Genomic DNA, 16470 nt, shown 5'->3' with positions numbered 1-16470 from the left:
ATAGTACTGATTATTGATTGAATACCGCTGCAAACTCTTTTGCAAAATCGGCCAGTTTTGTTTTGCCCAGCACCGGCGGATTGCGCCAGTAATCTTCGTATAATACACCGCTGGTCCTGCCCGCATTCATCTGCACCAAGGCATTGGCAATAAAGGGTGCCATGCCAACAGCAATATAGCGTTGTTCCATTTCCTCGTTGCTGATGGCAACCCATTTCAGCCCGGGTTTTCCTATAGCTGTACCAATGATGTTCGCCACTTCATCGCAGGTCAGTTCTTCACTGGCTACATAACGCACTTTTCTTCCTTTAAAAGGAGCAGCTATTTCTTCGGCAATCGCTGTGGCAATATCCTGCGTGGCCACCCAGGGTTCTTTGATGTTGCCATAGTTGGTTACAATGGCGTCCTGCATTTTAATAACAGGGATAAAAGCAAACAGGTTGTAATAAAAACCCACCGGCCGCATGAATACAATGGATACATCATCCGGCAACTGATTGAACACCTGCTCCACATCGTAGTGAAAGGCCAGCAGGCCGTTTCCCTTATTGGTATGGCCGCCAATACTGCTGAGGTGTACCACCTGCTTTACACCCGAACTGATAATGGCCTGTTTATAATTTTGCGCCAGCTTACGGTAGATGCCTAAGTGATCAATGCTGTGATCAAAAAAACTGGGTGGTGGTTCCATGCAGTACGCGGCATCTGCACCGGTGAATGCTGCGGTTAAAAATGCAAGATCTTCTAAGGAACCGATAGCGGCAATAGCGCCCAATGCTTCAATATCTTTTTGTTTGGCGGCATTGCTGCTGATAACGGTTACTGTATGTCCTTTACTCACCAGCTCTTTTGTAAGCGGCAGGCTGATATGCCCCAATGAACCTGTTACTGTAATTTTCATGTTGTTGTTTTTATAGTGCAAATTTCTGCAGCTATAAAAGAATGGGTGTAGCTGAATCTATGGTTGTTGTAGTCAAAAACGATTATTTGAATATTTCTGCATTAAAGTTTTGTAAGAAGCAAGAGAGTAGTATGATGTCTTAGAGGCTATATTCCAAGTAATAAGCCTTGCCGGATTGGGGATCAAACCATAGAAATTTATACAATTCATCCTCAATAGACATTATATATGGACGAATACTGTCAATTCTTTTTTCATTCCACCAGGGGAATTGATTGTCAAGATTACGGCCGCCCCGAAAATCCTGCTTGTAAAGTTTATTGACTGATATAATTTTATTTACTGTAGCTGTATCGCATTTGAAAGACATCTGGATTTTATAATCTGCTCCCAAAAAATCTGCATAACAAAAAACCTCCTTTACATTTTCATTGATATCAATCTTTAAATAATCCTTAAACCGCTCCCTGTTACTTTTTGTATCTGGTTTATCAATATCATAATCAACAAACAGGTTATAACCTCTTTCAGAATCAGCCGTATCCGATGCTAATTTTTTTGCAATAATATTCTCAGTCTTAGTATAAACCTGCTTAGCTGTATATAGAAATGTCCATAGTGTAAATACCAGGCAACTCATAAAGGACAATAAGCTAAACAAAAGCAGTCTTTTCTTTTTGCTCCTAAACCACATTGCAAACAGCAATACAGCTGTAAGAAAAAACACTCCCGAAAATGCTATCAAAACAAACATTTTTTGCATAAGCTAATATCTAAACGGGTTTTAACGTTGCAGATATAAAATAAACCTGATCTAAAATAACCCTTACTCACCAAATCCAAAAACATTTCACAAAAATCAGCCCGCAATTCGTTGTTGAATAATTAATGCTGATTTTCATTGATTGTTATTTATTTTAGCAAACCAATGCGAATAACCTTAACCTTCATTGCTGTATTGTTTACCCAGCTGCTATTTGCACAGGATGCAGGTTATTTTGTGGAGCAGTTAAAAGACAACAGCGATAAACAGGTACTCACCCGCTATGCCCTTCACGTAAGCCTGAATAAACTGGATACTATTGCACTTGTAAAACTCATTGATGCGATTGAAAAAGAAGTGGCAAGCTCCTCCGTAAAAATGAAGACGAGGGTAGCGGCATTAAAAGCAAGATCCTTATTTTATCAACTTGGTCCCGGTGATTCTTTGTATGCCGCACAGATGAAAGATGCCTTATACAAAGCCAATGAACTGGATGAACCGTACATGATCGCTGAGTACAGCCGCTGGTATGGCGAGATGCTGAACTCACTGGACAGGCGTAATGAAGCGGTGCAATATGCACTCAATTCCATAGTACTGCAGGAACAACTGGGGTTAAAAAATTTTCCCGAAGTGAATACTTTTTATTTTACGCTCGGCGAATTGTTTTTAAGAACGGGTAACAATGATGATGCTATAAAATGGCTGGGTAAAGGATTGACATTGCCCGGTACCGATTCGGTAACCGCCTTTAATTATGGCAATGCAATGAACAACCAGGCGCTTACTTACTTTCAGCTGAAAGAATATAAAAAAAGCCTGGACGGTTATGAAAAATGTGCCGCCTACAGCATGCAGCACAATGAAATGTCTATGTATTATACGGCTTTTTACAACCGTATCAGTCCTATGATAGAACTGGGGCAATATGATACTGCCAAATCATTGCTGAATGGATTATATGATAATGGTATGGAGCATCATGTTGTACATACACTTGCCGGCGCCTGTTATATGCTGGGACAGATCGCCAACCGGCAAAAAGATTTTACTACTGCTGCGCAGTGGCTGGTGAAAGCAGAAAAGTATGCGTATGAGACCGGGGTGAATTCCAACCGTACCCAGATATGCAAGGAACTGTCCATATGCTATGACGGCCTGAAACAGTACGATAAATCTTTGCTGTATTACAAAGAGTACCAACACCTGGATGACAGTATCAAAAAGGCTTATTCAACGGTGCAGAGTGAGTTCCTGATGACCAAGGCCAATTTTGAAAAAGAACAGCTGGCCTTTAAAACACTCAAAACAAAAAGGGCTGCAGATATCAGGCTGAGGAATATCGGCATATTATTGCTTGCCCTATTATCGGCCATCATTATCTGGTGGCTGAACCGCAAGCGTAAAAAAGCAAAACTGGATCAGCAAAATGCGGAGGAGCAACTAAAATTATTTACAGATAATATCATTAATAAAGACCGGCAGATAGAAGCATTACAAAGCGAATTACAACTTCAATCCAACAATGCGGTAACGGCTGCCAAAGTAGAGGAGCTATCGCAGCAAATGATACTGACCGAAGAAGACTGGCAACGCTTTCAATCCCTGTTCAATAAAACCTACCCCGGTTACCTGCACCGGCTTAAAGAAAAGGTAAGCGGTATTACCGAAGCCGAGATACGCATGGCCTGCCTTATCCGCATAAAACTGAACACCAAACAGATCGCTTCCATGCAGGGCATCAGCCCCGATAGTGTGCACAAAACCCGTCAGCGCCTCCGCCAAAGGTTCTCCACCGCCTCCACCACCGAACTGGAAGCCATACTCGATACCGTGTAATATCGTATTTTCTATTTTTTATCCCTCTCTATTATTTTTTATAAGCAATTGATATTCAATTGTTATTTCACTCCATTCCAGTTGACAGGTTTTTGTCAGCCTTAAAATGCACTATTCTTTTCTATCCGGGATAGATTTGGTTATAAACTTTTACGCCATGTTCTTTAAAAGATACAGCGACCAGATCATCGTCATACTTGTCGCCATTATCCTGGTGTTGCTGCTGATCCTTTATACCGATATGCACATCGCTAAGATTGACCGGCAGATGAAGGAAACGGTGCACCAACCGGCTTAGGTTTATCCGCCACAAACAATAGGAATGATTACGTATAAGATCAATTCAAACCAAAACGCTCAGTATGAAACCAAAACTATTCGTCCTTTTTTTAATTGCAGTCATTTTATGTAAAGGGCTATCAGCTCAAAATGTAGGTATCGGTACCACCACACCGCAAACAAAGCTGGATGTGAACGGGGATTTCAAGATCAGTAAAGGGGTTGCTGTGAACAATATAAGCGCCGACAGCAATTTTGTTTTTGTGGATGACAGTACACTGATCACCCAAAACGCCACCAAACGATACATGCGGAGTGGTAAATGGCTGCCATCCGCAGCACCTACCAGTTTATCGTTACTGAGTGATGTAACTACTCCTGCTTCCTCCGGAACCAAGTCTCTTATAGCAATTAATGGCAGCAACCTGTATACAACCACTAATACTCCGTCCTCCATCATCCGGCATGATATTACTAACCCTGCGCTGCCTGCTTTTGTAAATTCTGTTACAGTTATGGGTTCTACAACAATCAGCAGCATAGTTTCGCAAGGCAGTTATGTATATACAACCACACCGGACAATGACCGGCTATATATTTATAATGCTGATCTCACAGTACGGTCATTCACCAATGCCATGCTGGATGAGCCACAGGCTGTATTTGTACAAGGCAACTATGCTTATGTTGCTTCCCTGCTCAATAACAGGTTGTGCGTATTTGATATCAGCAACCCGGATAATATTGCGTTTGTAAGTTACATTACTACAGAATCTCCTTTTTCAGTAACCATAGATGGTAATTATGCTTATGTATTATCCAACAGCAGCAGGATATCCAAATACGATATCAGCGATCCTGCCAATATGGTTTACAAATGTTCTTTCGTGGATGCAGCCATGGGTTTAAACGCAAGCTTTGTTGAAAAACATTCTATTGCCATCAGAAATAATTTTGCCTACGTTCCTGCAAACCCCATTTACAACCGCCTGTACATATTTGATGTAAGTGCCACGGATACCATTAGCGAAACAGGTTTTATCAGTGTTGGCAAAGTGAGGAGTGCAGCTGCCCAGGGCAATTTACTTTATGTAACCACCGGGGCAGGATTTATGGAAGTAGATGATATCAGGGACCCCGCACACCCTGTGCGGATAGCCTCCAGCAACAAACAGGGAACTGATATTGTAGTAAAGAATGATTATGTATACACAGTGATCACCAATGATATATACACCCATTCTTTTAATCCTGCTACCGTTATTTCATTCGACGGGTCGGGCAACCTGGCCGTTACCAACCGGCTTAACCTGGGGGCCAGTGCAGGTATTGGCAGCAATGCCACAGGAGGAATAGATTTTACCACCAGCAACACTACCCAGATGGTCATCACCAGCACTGGTCGTATAGGCATTGGTACAACAACCCCTTCGGTGCCACTGGAAGTAAATAATAGTGTCAATTACAATGTGGGCAGCTATCAATATTTTAACCAAACGGGCAGTGGTTTTTTCAGCAGCACCAACTCGCCGGTAAGTATCAGGGCGGCTTCAAAAATAGTGGCATCCGAATTCAATGCCAACAGCGATGTGCGTATCAAAAGAAATATCAGCAGCAGTACTCCATCAAACGACCTGGCAACTTTATTACGGTTAAGGGTAACCGATTATCAATTGAAAGACAGTGTATACTATGGTAATGGAAAAATTAAAGGTTTTATAGCGCAGGAACTGGAGAAGATAATGCCGCAGGCGGTGCATACCAGTGCCGATTATGTGCCCGATATCTATTGCCTGAGCACGCTGACCGAATACAACGAAAAAGACCAGACACTCAAGATCTCCCTGTGCAAACCACACCAGTTAAAAGTAGGGGATAAGGTAAAAACATTTGCCGGTGACGGTATGCAGGAGCAATATGTAGTGGCCATTAATGATGCAAGCACATTTACCCTGGGCAACTGGCAGATAAAACAGGCCGGTATGAACCCGGTACAAAAAGTGTTTGTATGGGGCAAATGGACAGATGATTTTCATACGGTGGATTACAACCAGGTATTTGCTTTGGGCATCAGTGCCATACAGCAACTGGCAAAGGAAAATGAGGAACAGAAAAAGATCAATCAATCATTACAGCAACAGATAGACGAACTGAAAAAATTACTGCAACCTGCAACAAAATAATTAACCGTTAAATCATCCATCATGTTAACACCAGTACCAAGCGGATTCATACTGCTGCCTACCTGCAAAGGCGTGCAGGTAATAGACACACAAACCATCATAAGGGTGGAAGCCAGCAACAGCTACAGCAAATTATTTTTCAATAACGGCAAACACCTGGTGGTAGCCAAAGTATTAAGCCGGATGGAAGCGCAGTTATCATCCACGCAATTCATCCGCATACACCGTGCACACCTAGTAAACAAGCAATTCATACAGCAATACCTGCATGGCGTGCAATTGCAGGTGCAGTTACTGAATGGCGAAAGCATTCCTGTTGCTAAACGAAAACGCAGCAGTTTTCTCAAATACATCAGTGCAGCAGCCTGATCGTTAATTAACACCCGATAGATCCTTTAACCCCCGTTGACCATTTACTGTTGCCCTTCGTTTGGTAAGGGCAATGGTATTTTGTCCGGAATCCCCCTTCACAAAGTCCATTTTACGCCCTGCGGCTACCATTTTAAGAACGTATTTTTGATTCCATATTTTACAGATCAAATACACTTACAATGGAAACAGCTATACAGGATTATACCGCAACCATTACGGTAAACAACACGCCCACCGAAGCATTTAATGCCATCAACCATATTGCCGGATGGTGGACACAATCAGTTGAAGGCAGTTCCACCCAACTGAATGAAAGCTTTACTGTCCGCTTTGGCGAAACTTTTATCACGCTGAAAATCACAGAACTGGTGCCGGGCAAAAAGATAAGCTGGCTGGTAACAGACTGCTATAAACATTGGCTGCAGCACAATAAAAAAGAATGGCTGAATACCAGCATTCATTGGCAGATCAGTACAGAAGGTAAGAGCACCAGCATCAACTTTACACATGTAGGATTGTTGCCCGGTAAAGAATGCTACGATGGCTGCGAAAATGCCTGGAATGGTTATATAAAAGGCAGCCTATATAAATTATTAACAGAAGGAAAAGGAAGGCCTGAATTAAAATGATCATTATCCAACATTAAAATCATTATTATGTCAACAGCAGATTATACCACTACCATACTTGTATCACAAACACCACAACAGGTATTTGATGCCATTACTAATGTACGTGGCTGGTGGTCGGAAGAAATTGAAGGCAGCACCAGTAAGCAGGGGGATGAATTCGATTATCACTACGAAGATGTGCATCGCTGCAAAATACGCTTAACAGCAGTTGTGCCAGGTAAAAAAATAGAGTGGCTGGTACTGGACAATTATTTTAAATTCACTAAAGACAGCCATGAATGGAAAGGCAACCACATGGTATTTGATATAGAAGAAAAAGATGGCAAAACACAATTGCGCTTTACCCAGCTGGGCCTGGTGCCGCAATACGAATGCTTTGAAATATGCAGGGATGCCTGGACCACCTATATCCAAAAGAGCCTGTACAACCTGATCACTACCGGTAAGGGCAACCCGAACGGAAAGGGTAAGCCACAAACGGAGAATGAGCAAAAATTAAGTGCTAAATAATAAAATTACAGGCTTACAAAACGTTGTACCTGTTTACCCTCTTCGGCATGTTCGCTGAATTTGCCGCCACTGTATTCATGGATCACCTTGCGCCAGAACAGCTGCGCCGGTTTATTGGAGTTGCGCTGAAAAATTTCCCATTGTCCTTTGTGTAATTCAAATACGCGAAAGGCAATGGACTTACCGATACCGGACAAACGGAATTTTTTGAGTATAAAGAATTCTGCCATTGAAAAATAAGCACTGTCGGCATTGCTCACCAGTTTCACCAATACAAAACCTGCATATTTATCTTCGGCTTTAATGATGTAGGGAAATTTATTGCTTTCGGTCCAGTAGCTTTCCAACTGTGGATAGGAAGCAAACTTGCCATCATCTTTCACATCCAGGGACATGTATTCGGAAAAATCGTAGATATAAAACTGCAGCAGGTTTTCTATCACAGTTTTATCTTTTTCAGCAGCTTCCAGTAACTGAATATTCATGCAATTATCTTTACCAGTTGTACACCGGTAAAGATAATTATTCGCTTTTAAAAATGCAGTGTGTTTGCGATCAGTAGAAGAATTGTTCCGAAATGATCCTGCCATCTTTTACCTGGTACAGCATTACTTCGTTCAGTTGTATCCTGCCAAAGCCCTGCACGGTTACATCCATCTTTCTGCCTACGGCAAAATAGGTACCCGACACCACCGGCGCTGTGGTGGAACCGCTGTGAAAGGCTTCGATCTTTTGTACAAAATCCGCTCCCTTTTTTCTTACGGATGCTTTGCCTTCTGCATAACCCATATAAGGCGAGTGGGGGGATCGATACTCTTTACATCATCCGAAAAAAGTTCGTCGTGTATCTCGAACCATTTTTCCTGTTGTGCTAATTCATTAAAGCGTGTAGCTACCTGTTCGGTGGTCATTATTTCATTTGCTGCTGTAGTGATCATGATCTTTAAATTTTTTATAGTGAATGAATATTTTCAACTCAAAGCTATTGTCTCAATACGAATCAGAGAGGGTGCAAAATGGACTTTGTAACGGGTTGATTGAGACAGTGCAAATTGTTATCTTTATTCCATCAATAATAAACCATGAAACATATCACCATCCTTGTCCCCAACGGCCAAAGCGACCTGAGCACTATGGCCAGTATCATTGGCGCATACGAAATATTTCACCGTGCCGGCGACCATTGGAAAAAAAACGGTAACCGGGAATTGTACCAGGTAGAGCTGGCCGGTATTTCCGAAACTGCAGAAGTGGATAATGGCCTGGTGACCATTAAACCGCATTGCCATATTGCATCGATACAAAAGACCAATCTTATTATTATACCACCTACTTCCATACGCAGTTACGAAAAAGCATTACAAGGCAACCACCTGCTGATAGACTGGATAGCGAGGCAATATAAAGATGGTGCAGAGATCGCCAGTATCTGCACTGCGGCATTTGTGCTGGCATCATCGGGTTTGCTGGATGGCAAGAACTGTTCCACGCACTGGGTGGCCGCCGATGCATTTCAAATGCAGTTTCCCAAAGTAACGGTACAGGCGGAAAAATTGATCACGGATGAATATGGTATCTACACTAACGGTGGCGGGTACTCTTTTTTAAACCTGATGATCTACCTGGTGGAAAAATATTACGATCGCCCAACAGCCATTTATTGTTCCAAGATATTCCAGATAGAGATCGACCGGCAAAGCCAGTCGGCCTTTACCATTTTTACCGGGCAAAAACAGCATGGCGACGAAGTGGTGCAGCAGGCGCAGGCTTATATTGAAAGCAAACTGGATGAAAAGATATCGGTGGAAGAACTCTCCTCAAAATTTGCTGTAGGCCGCAGGAATTTTGACCGCAGGTTTGTGAAAGCGACCGGCAATACGCCTCTGGAATATGCGCAGCGGGTAAAAGTGGAAGCCGCCAAAAAAGCTTTTGAGACCAGCCGTAAAACCATCAACGAAGTAATGTACGATGTAGGCTATTCGGATGTAAAAGCATTCCGCGAAGTGTTCCGCAAGATCACCGGCATATCGCCACTGGAATACCGGAAAAAATACAATAAGGAAGCTGCTGCCTGATTTTATTTGCATTCAAAAGCGCCCAGGTCGGGTGCTTTGCCTTTAAAAGGGAAACCAATATCTTTTCCTTTATCAATGAACTGGCTGCCGGCTTTCAATTGCATAAAACCATTATCGGGCAGACTGCCATCTGCTTTACGGGGAGCAGTTAAAAGCGTTTCATCCAGGCTCACAAAATCTGCATCGGTTGCCTGCAGGTTCATGTCAAAATAATTATTGGCCAGTTTGCATTTTGCATTATCGATCTGCTGTATTTCTTTACCGCCTTTATAACCCAGGTTATTGCTCATCACATGGTCAAAGCCGGGCACATCCAGCACAGTATCGATCAGGCGGTTGAGCATATTGTAATTGCTGCCGTTGCGATAGCCTGAATTATTATACCAGTTGCTGCCGCCCGTATGATGATTGCTGTAAAAACCATTGGCTTTATTGCGCACTGCCAGGCAGAATTGTATGGTATTGCGTGGTACAGGATTGGGTATCTCTGCTGCCAACTTTCTTTAAACCATAACCACCGCTTTTAAAACCATTGCCATCGCCTTCGCTTACAAAATCTTTATTGAAGCCATTGTAAAAAGCCCAGCAATGATCAAAGGTGGTGGCTTCAGATGCGTTGATAAGATCAAAACCATCATCGCTGTTGAACCAGGCACGGCAACCGCGGAAAACATTGTTCTTACTACCTGCACGGGGGTGGCAGCCAAAACCATCGGTATTACCGCCGCGGCCATTCTCTGAAAAATAATCCCAGTTGCGGTACGCATCGCAGTTCAGTACCAGATTATCCGAGCCAGCCAATAAATAAAACCCAATGGCCATACCATCGTGCATACTTAATTGTTCATAAATATTATTGCTGCCGTGATTTTCAAAACATTCGCTTTGTGTATGCCCCTTAATGGTAACCTGCACAGCGGTCACCTCAAAACCTTTTAAGTGAATATAGGAACCGGTAACGTAAAAGGCCGCTACCCGCAAGCCTTCCGGCTTAACCGCCGCATATTCAAACACCGGTGTTTCGCCGGGATAGTTAACATAACTGATATACTTACCCGAAGTACCGCTTTTATCTAAATAGGTGACACAGGCATAGCCCCGTTCTTTTTTAGCGATCTGTGCTTCGGTAAGATGGTAGGTGCCGCCACGCAGGTACACGGTATCGCCGGGCTGCACTGCGGATTGTGCTTTTTGCACGGTGGCAAAAGGTTGGTCCCTGGTACCGGCATTATCGTCGCTGCCATTAACGGCTACATAATAAGTATTGGCAAAAGAAAGTTGTGTTGTAACAATCAATAAAAGGAATGCAGAGTTTTTTCATACAGCTATATATAAATCTTATAGACTGCTAAAATAACGGATAGTTAAAATGCACCGTCCTGCTGCGTGGGGTGGGGGTTTTATTGCTTTTTCCACTGCTGGTTGAAGCGGAGGTCAAAGATGAGCTGATGAAACCTTGCTAAACCATAGGTGCCGATGAGGCCATAATCCATAATGCTTTTTTCCTTGCCATTGTTGTACGTTATTTTTACTGAACCTATTTGGTCATCTGTCCAGTCAACGTAGTATCTCTCTTCCAATGTCGAAAAATCAATATAATTAAGAAGGTTGTTAATAGTTTCAAAGGTACTGTCATCTACAATAGTTCGGTAGCGGCCTTTCATTTCTCCGGTCTCTCTCTGCCAATCTTTGAAATTATAATAATCCGCATCCAGGAAAGACAACCTGTTCTTTTTGATCACTAAACTAAATGAAGGACAGGATCCCAGGCACCCGGATACTTCATACTCAATTTTTTCGATGCTATCGTTTGAAGGATGGTTGTTTAGTTCAACAAAGTCGCCAAATTTATATACTAGGTCTTTATATACTAAATTGAAAGTTGGTTTTGGTGTAGTGTAATCTGTGTTAAGATAGTAATATCTAATTACAGAATTATTCACAATCACTGGAAATGTACAATCCTGGACCATCCTATTGGTCAATGTTTTCATCATCACAGAATCATTTCCATAGTTAAAAACCACGAATATCTTAAAAGTATACGTTTCGCCAATAACAAGCAGGTCCGTAAAACCATTATTATCAATATCGGATTTATAAAATGCCTTGTTAATTTGAAGAGAGTCAGCAATTCTTTTACAGATACTACTATCAAATCGATAATTTCCTCCTTCTTGTATAGTCTTAATTTTAAAATTACTGTCAAGTGCATACATGAATTTTTCTACCTGGCTATCAGTAAAGAGACTATCTATCTTTGTAAGTTGATGTTGCGCAGTTGCAGTTTGCAACACACAGAAAAGCATGCATGAAAAGATTAACTGTTTCATAAAACATATTGAACATTAAATATTGAATATTGTCCCGCCTTAGGCGGGAGAACGTTTGCCTTCCTTACACGGTAATCTTCCTGTCCCTCGCAACATTCTTCCAGACACCAACGACTTTACCATCTTCCACAACATGCACCGATTCGTATAATGCCACGGTAGGGCAGATATGCCAGGGAATTGCATACAACAGATCGCCGGGTTTAAAAATGTGCCCGGAATTATTTTCCAATACCAGATGCTCTTCGCTTTGAGAGAATACTGTTAAATAAGGATGTTGCGGAAAAAATACTCTTTTTGTTTTTTCATTTTCGGCAGCAACAGATTTATGACCAAGATCGGTGCTCACCAATGTAGCAGTGGGTATTGCAACCACCCTTGTAATTAAAACTGCAGCCGGTACAAATGCCTGCTCAGGGCAATGGAGTAAATAACTCTGGTCCCAGTAAATGAATGTGCCCGGGCTGCATTCTATACCGGGCCTTTCACAATGAATGGAAAACGTAGGTGAACCTCCCATAATGATGTTGGGCGGAGGCAGTTTATTTGCTTTGATCTTTTCTGCAAGTAATTCCACTTGTTGAAAACAGGCATCGGCTTCTATTTTTCTTACTTCAAAATCACTGTTGGTAATATGGCCATCGTAAGCATGCAGGCCTTGTATGGCAATACCCGGTGCGGCGGCGCAAAAACGATACAGTTCCAAAGCAGCATCACCGGGTACAATACCAGTTCGGTTCATACCTATATTCAGATCGATATAAACAGGTACCGTTAAGCCTGCAGCGGTAAACGATTCAGCTTGTTCTTTTGCACTCGCTGTATTATCTGTTAAACAGGCATAAGAAGTACCGGGATATTTTTTTATCAGTTCGATAAAGCGTTGCAGTTTTGGTCCGCCGGGTTGGTAAGACAGCAATACATCTTTTGCACCGGCCATACCCAGCATTTCTGCTTCTGCAATGGTGGCGCATTTAAATTTATGAATACCTGCCGCGATCATCATTGCAGCAACTTCGGTGCACTTATGTGTCTTTACATGTGGGCGCAGCCGGTTCACATCACCCAGCATTGCAATAGCCGTGTCAATATTCTGTTGTACCCTTTGCGGAAATACCAGCAGGGCAGGGGAATCGATGCCTGCTGCATTATTGATATGAAACCATGCGGTTGAATCGTTCATGGATACAAATGTAGGGTATGAGAGGGGAATTGGCCCGCTGATTACGCAGATGACGCTGAATATTTAGTTCCCCCGCAGATTACGCAGATGACGCTGAATATTTTCTTTCCTTCTTCGCACTCCCCGAAATCTGTGGGCAATAGTTGCGTCGAAGATGCTATTAGAATTGGCCCGCTGATTACGCAGTTGACGCTGCATATTCTCTTCCCATCTGCGCACTCCGCGAAATCTGCGGGCAACATTTGTGTCGAAGACACTATATACTTTTCATAAAATAAAACTGCATGGGCCGCGAAACTGTAAAGCCCAGTCTTTTGTACAATGCAATGGCCCGCTCATTATCATCTCTTACATGCAAATAAGGCTGGGCGCCCTGTTGCAGGATGAGTTGCAACTGCTGTTGTAAAAGCGTGTAGGCGTAACCTTTACCTGTGCAATCGGGGTGCGTACATACCGCACTGATCTCGGTATAATTTTGTACATGTAGCCGCTGGCCGGTCATGGCCACCAGTTTTTCGCCTTCAAAAATGCCGTGATAGTGGCCGAATTTGATGGTACCGTTTGCAAAAGGGCCAGGCTTGGTAAGTGTGGCCAGCGCTACCATCTCTTCAATATGTTCGTTGTGGAGGGGTTGTACTTTGCTGAAGTCATCATTGAAAACTGCAGGGCCTTCGTATATAAACTGCAGTCCTGGTATATGTGCCAACAGTTGCCAGCCTTCGGGAATAGCAATGGGTTCAGGTTTTGCATAGAGTATCTTACGGCCGGTTGGCAATAGTTGATGCAGTTCTTTAAAACCATGGGTATTACCGGCTTCAAAACCGGCAAAGGGCGATACGCTTTCATCAAAATATTTTACCGATGCGGTGCCATTACTTAAAGCAGCATCGCCGGTACTGAGTGCATTAAAAACAGGGTTGTGCAGTATATGATCCACAATGCAAAATTAAAGGTTTTTGCGGGTCGGGACGTCCAGCCTTAGGCAGGACGGCCTGAACCGTTTTAACCACCGCTGAGAAAAAGAGAAGCTGAGTTTTGCGCAGAGAAATCTCTTTCTGTAGTTCGCGTCTTCAGGGATCAGGTGTCCACGGTCGGTGAAGACACTAACCATGGGTTTATGGTTCACCACATAGGCACATAGGAAACATAGAAGTATGTTAGTGCGCCGAAGTTGTACTTCGGCCTCTTCACACAATTAAACCCAGCAAAGATCATCACAACATAATATGCGAAGAAAAATGTTCGGTGGAGACACCGACCATGGGTTTTGGGTTCACCACATAGGCACATAGGAAACATACAAATATGTTAGTGCGCTGAAGTTGTACTTCGGCCTCTTCGCACAATTAAACTCTGCAAAGATCACCACAACATAACATGCGAAGAAAAATGGTCGGTGAAGACACCGACCATGGGTTCACCACATAGGCACATAGGAAACATAGAAAATGCGTGTATGGTTCGGGACGTCCAGCCTTAGGTCCGGACCCAGGCGGGGGACGGCCTGAACCATAATGCGCAACCTTCCATCCGTGGTTCGTGTCTTCACGGACCACAACGGTACGATCTATGAAACATAGATGGTTGGTGAAGACACCAACTATGAAAAAAGTATGTTGCAATATTTGATATAGCAAGGTTATGCCGCGGTTATAAACCGCTGGTATTAATAGACACCAGTCACTCTCACCTGAGGCGAGAAAGACTGGCGCCAGTAAAAATGGTCGGTGAGGACACCGACCATGAGATGGAGGACAACAATAATAAAGATACCGGCCATGAACACAATAAGCATAATGCAACCGCCGGTATGCTTTTCCCTTCGCGTTAAAGAATGTAATAGGCTTTAGCCGTAGCAATACTGTATACTTCCGTAATATCCTTTTCTTCTTTATGAGCAAATGACTGCGGATGACTGTTGTTATTAAGGCCGTATAATTGCAGCAGGTTCTTTTCAATGCCCGAAGCAATGGTCGACATGGGTGTATCAGTAGGCTTGCTTTCAAAAGGGTCCTGCAGGTGAATGGCCATTTTTTCTATCAGTAAAAAAGTTGCAGCAATGGCCACTACCAGGGGCACTTCCAGAAAGCCGAAGTACTCGATGACACTAAAAGGCAGCAACGCAATGAACAACAGCAGGGCCAGGTGAATATATAAACTGTAAGTGCTGGGGAATACCGTGTTCTTGATACGTTCGCATTTACCCATGGCATCGCACAGGCGTGCTAAGGTCCTGTCCAGCTCCATCTGCTGAAACCGGTTGATCCATCCTTCTTCTAAGGCAAGTTTCAACTCCCTGCTCATCAGCTCCAGCAAAGCAGCGGGCACATTATCCACTCCGTTTGCGTAACTGATATCAGCTTTGCTCAAATATTTTTCCAGTATGTGTTTGCTTTTTTGTCCACGCAAATGCGCCGCAAGGCAATAGTTCCAGGCGATCTGCCTTTTGATCATCCTTTCCTGGAAAGCAGCGACTTCCTCATTGTCATAATTATCGTGTACAAAGTTCATCACTTGTCTGCCAAGGGTGCGGGAATCATTTACAATAGCGCCCCAGATATGCCTTGCTTCCCACCAGCGATCGTAAGCCTGGTTGCTGCGGAAACCGAGCAGCAGTGATATAACGGTGCCGAGTATGGCAGGAACCGCGATAGGGATGGAGATGCGTGTAACATGGTAACTGCTGTACAGTGCCGCGATCAAAGTGGCATACAGGATGATCACGATCAGCTCGTACTTGATCTTTCCAAACACATAACTCAATGGTATATTCTTCTTAAGTAACATAGTACAGTTTTTAAAAGTGTATAAAACGACCGGCCGCAATGTTTAATTGGTAGGCACCAGTTGTACAGGAATGACCGGCGCCGGCATTTCTTTATGCTGCAAATCTTTTTTGCGTGGGCCGGAACGCTGCACCAATGCAATGCCCGATCTTTTAAAGAAAGGCCTTGGGTCAAGGCTTAAAGCATGTACCTGGCGGTAATCATATTGCTCGGGACAGAAGATGATATCAATATCATTGGCCTCCGCAAAATTTCTGAACAGGGCGTTGGTGCTGCCTTCCATGCACCTGAACTGGATGGCATGGATCACCTCGCTGTTCTGCTCTTTCACCAGCTTGCAGGCACGGTGAAAGCCGGCATTCACAAGGTCGTAATAAGGTTTGCGCCTGCTGCCCATCAGCATATCAACAGGGTCGGGCAACATAAAGGCATGAAATAAAATAATATTGGCTTTTTTGCATTGCAAAGCTCTTACAGCTTCTTCGGCCATTTTTACAGAAGCTATAGAAAAATCGGTGGGGATAAGAATGTTCGTCATATTGTAATGTTTAGGATACAAAGCTGCGGCCACGGGGTTAGAAAGGCCTAATAACTCCATTACAATGTGATTAGAA

General features: G+C 43.2%; 17 protein-coding genes and 1 pseudogene. 7 read left to right on the top strand and 11 right to left on the bottom strand.

All coding sequences use genetic code 11. From position 1 onward, the window contains the following. Nucleotides 1-10 precede the first annotated feature (10 nt). Together QM738_RS21085 and QM738_RS21080 are read right to left on the bottom strand one after the other, a co-directional pair. On the bottom strand, nt 11-901 hold the full coding sequence (locus tag QM738_RS21085; RefSeq protein ID WP_462278737.1) for an NmrA family NAD(P)-binding protein: 891 nt from the start codon (nt 899-901) through the stop codon (nt 11-13). Between the two features lie 139 nt (nt 902-1040). Continuing rightward, nucleotides 1041-1646 carry a hypothetical protein gene (locus QM738_RS21080; RefSeq protein WP_462278736.1) on the bottom strand — a complete coding sequence of 202 codons (606 nt, stop codon included), beginning with the start codon at nt 1644-1646 and terminating at the stop codon, nt 1041-1043. Between the two features lie 183 nt (nt 1647-1829). On the opposite strand from QM738_RS21080, the gene QM738_RS21075 reads away from it, so the two are divergent. From QM738_RS21075 to QM738_RS21050, 6 genes are all read left to right on the top strand, one after another. After that, complete coding sequence (locus QM738_RS21075) at nt 1830-3503, top strand: tetratricopeptide repeat protein (RefSeq protein ID WP_462278735.1); 1674 nt, start codon at nt 1830-1832, stop codon at nt 3501-3503. Between the two features lie 157 nt (nt 3504-3660). Further along, nucleotides 3661-3801: a hypothetical protein gene (locus tag QM738_RS21070; RefSeq protein WP_462278734.1), complete on the top strand. Its 141-nt coding sequence runs from the start codon at nt 3661-3663 to the stop codon at nt 3799-3801. A 64-nt stretch (nt 3802-3865) separates the two neighbouring features. Further along, nucleotides 3866-5965 carry a tail fiber domain-containing protein gene (locus tag QM738_RS21065; RefSeq protein WP_462278733.1) on the top strand — a complete coding sequence of 700 codons (2100 nt, stop codon included), beginning with the start codon at nt 3866-3868 and terminating at the stop codon, nt 5963-5965. Nucleotides 5966-5986: 21 nt separating this feature from the next. Next, nucleotides 5987-6334 (top strand): LytR/AlgR family response regulator transcription factor, encoded by a 348-nt coding sequence (locus QM738_RS21060; RefSeq protein WP_462278732.1) that lies wholly within the window; start codon nt 5987-5989, stop codon nt 6332-6334. Nucleotides 6335-6516: 182 nt separating this feature from the next. Further along, complete coding sequence (locus QM738_RS21055) at nt 6517-6966, top strand: SRPBCC family protein (RefSeq protein ID WP_462278731.1); 450 nt, start codon at nt 6517-6519, stop codon at nt 6964-6966. Between the two features lie 27 nt (nt 6967-6993). Beyond that, nucleotides 6994-7479 (top strand): SRPBCC family protein, encoded by a 486-nt coding sequence (locus QM738_RS21050; RefSeq protein WP_462278730.1) that lies wholly within the window; start codon nt 6994-6996, stop codon nt 7477-7479. 5 nt (nt 7480-7484) lie between these two features. Here the strand turns inward: QM738_RS21050 and QM738_RS21045 are convergent, their stop codons facing one another. Both QM738_RS21045 and QM738_RS21040 read right to left on the bottom strand, forming a co-directional pair. Further along, entirely contained in the window at nt 7485-7964 is a 480-nt protein-coding gene (locus QM738_RS21045) for a GNAT family N-acetyltransferase (protein WP_462278729.1), read from the bottom strand. Nucleotides 7965-8034: 70 nt separating this feature from the next. After that, nucleotides 8035-8390 (bottom strand): annotated as a pseudogene (locus QM738_RS21040) (SnoaL-like domain-containing protein). A gap of 171 nt (nt 8391-8561) precedes the next feature. Here QM738_RS21040 and QM738_RS21035 point away from each other — a divergent pair. Then, nucleotides 8562-9554, top strand: coding sequence for a GlxA family transcriptional regulator (locus tag QM738_RS21035; RefSeq protein ID WP_462278728.1), 993 nt, complete (start codon nt 8562-8564; stop codon nt 9552-9554). Between the two features lie 2 nt (nt 9555-9556). Here the strand turns inward: QM738_RS21035 and QM738_RS21030 are convergent, their stop codons facing one another. From QM738_RS21030 to QM738_RS21000, 7 genes are all read right to left on the bottom strand, one after another. After that, complete coding sequence (locus tag QM738_RS21030) at nt 9557-10051, bottom strand: right-handed parallel beta-helix repeat-containing protein (RefSeq protein ID WP_462278727.1); 495 nt, start codon at nt 10049-10051, stop codon at nt 9557-9559. Further along, nucleotides 9984-10850: a right-handed parallel beta-helix repeat-containing protein gene (locus tag QM738_RS21025; RefSeq protein ID WP_462278726.1), complete on the bottom strand. Its 867-nt coding sequence runs from the start codon at nt 10848-10850 to the stop codon at nt 9984-9986. Before QM738_RS21025 ends, QM738_RS21030 begins: the two co-directional genes overlap by 68 nt. A gap of 104 nt (nt 10851-10954) precedes the next feature. After that, complete coding sequence (locus tag QM738_RS21020; RefSeq protein ID WP_462278725.1) at nt 10955-11887, bottom strand: DUF6438 domain-containing protein; 933 nt, start codon at nt 11885-11887, stop codon at nt 10955-10957. 64 nt (nt 11888-11951) lie between these two features. After that, nucleotides 11952-13070, bottom strand: coding sequence for a D-TA family PLP-dependent enzyme (locus QM738_RS21015; RefSeq protein ID WP_462278724.1), 1119 nt, complete (start codon nt 13068-13070; stop codon nt 11952-11954). A 256-nt stretch (nt 13071-13326) separates the two neighbouring features. After that, the gene (locus QM738_RS21010; RefSeq protein ID WP_462278723.1) at nt 13327-14007 is read right to left on the bottom strand and encodes a GNAT family N-acetyltransferase; all 681 of its coding nucleotides are present in this window, start codon (nt 14005-14007) and stop codon (nt 13327-13329) included. Between the two features lie 890 nt (nt 14008-14897). Then, complete coding sequence (locus QM738_RS21005) at nt 14898-15857, bottom strand: bestrophin family protein (RefSeq protein WP_462278722.1); 960 nt, start codon at nt 15855-15857, stop codon at nt 14898-14900. 42 nt (nt 15858-15899) lie between these two features. Next, nucleotides 15900-16394 (bottom strand): universal stress protein, encoded by a 495-nt coding sequence (locus QM738_RS21000; RefSeq protein WP_462278721.1) that lies wholly within the window; start codon nt 16392-16394, stop codon nt 15900-15902. Nucleotides 16395-16470: the final 76 nt, after the last annotated feature.

It is taken from the genome of Ferruginibacter sp. (assembly GCF_049840995.1).
Classification (GTDB): Bacteria; Bacteroidota; Bacteroidia; order Chitinophagales; family Chitinophagaceae; genus Ferruginibacter.
The sequence above is the reverse complement of the archived record's forward strand: the minus strand, read 5'-3'. Positions and strand labels throughout refer to the sequence as shown.

Coding starts and splice junctions, on each gene's coding strand:
- QM738_RS21085 (WP_462278737.1), bottom strand. CDS start 901: ATGAAAATTACAGTAACAGGTTCATTGGGGCATATCAGCCTGCCGCTT.
- QM738_RS21075 (WP_462278735.1), top strand. CDS start 1,830: ATGCGAATAACCTTAACCTTCATTGCTGTATTGTTTACCCAGCTGCTA.
- QM738_RS21070 (WP_462278734.1), top strand. CDS start 3,661: ATGTTCTTTAAAAGATACAGCGACCAGATCATCGTCATACTTGTCGCC.
- QM738_RS21065 (WP_462278733.1), top strand. CDS start 3,866: ATGAAACCAAAACTATTCGTCCTTTTTTTAATTGCAGTCATTTTATGT.
- QM738_RS21060 (WP_462278732.1), top strand. CDS start 5,987: ATGTTAACACCAGTACCAAGCGGATTCATACTGCTGCCTACCTGCAAA.
- QM738_RS21055 (WP_462278731.1), top strand. CDS start 6,517: ATGGAAACAGCTATACAGGATTATACCGCAACCATTACGGTAAACAAC.
- QM738_RS21050 (WP_462278730.1), top strand. CDS start 6,994: ATGTCAACAGCAGATTATACCACTACCATACTTGTATCACAAACACCA.
- QM738_RS21045 (WP_462278729.1), bottom strand. CDS start 7,964: ATGAATATTCAGTTACTGGAAGCTGCTGAAAAAGATAAAACTGTGATA.
- QM738_RS21035 (WP_462278728.1), top strand. CDS start 8,562: ATGAAACATATCACCATCCTTGTCCCCAACGGCCAAAGCGACCTGAGC.
- QM738_RS21020 (WP_462278725.1), bottom strand. CDS start 11,887: ATGAAACAGTTAATCTTTTCATGCATGCTTTTCTGTGTGTTGCAAACT.
- QM738_RS21015 (WP_462278724.1), bottom strand. CDS start 13,070: ATGAACGATTCAACCGCATGGTTTCATATCAATAATGCAGCAGGCATC.
- QM738_RS21005 (WP_462278722.1), bottom strand. CDS start 15,857: ATGTTACTTAAGAAGAATATACCATTGAGTTATGTGTTTGGAAAGATC.
- QM738_RS21000 (WP_462278721.1), bottom strand. CDS start 16,394: ATGACGAACATTCTTATCCCCACCGATTTTTCTATAGCTTCTGTAAAA.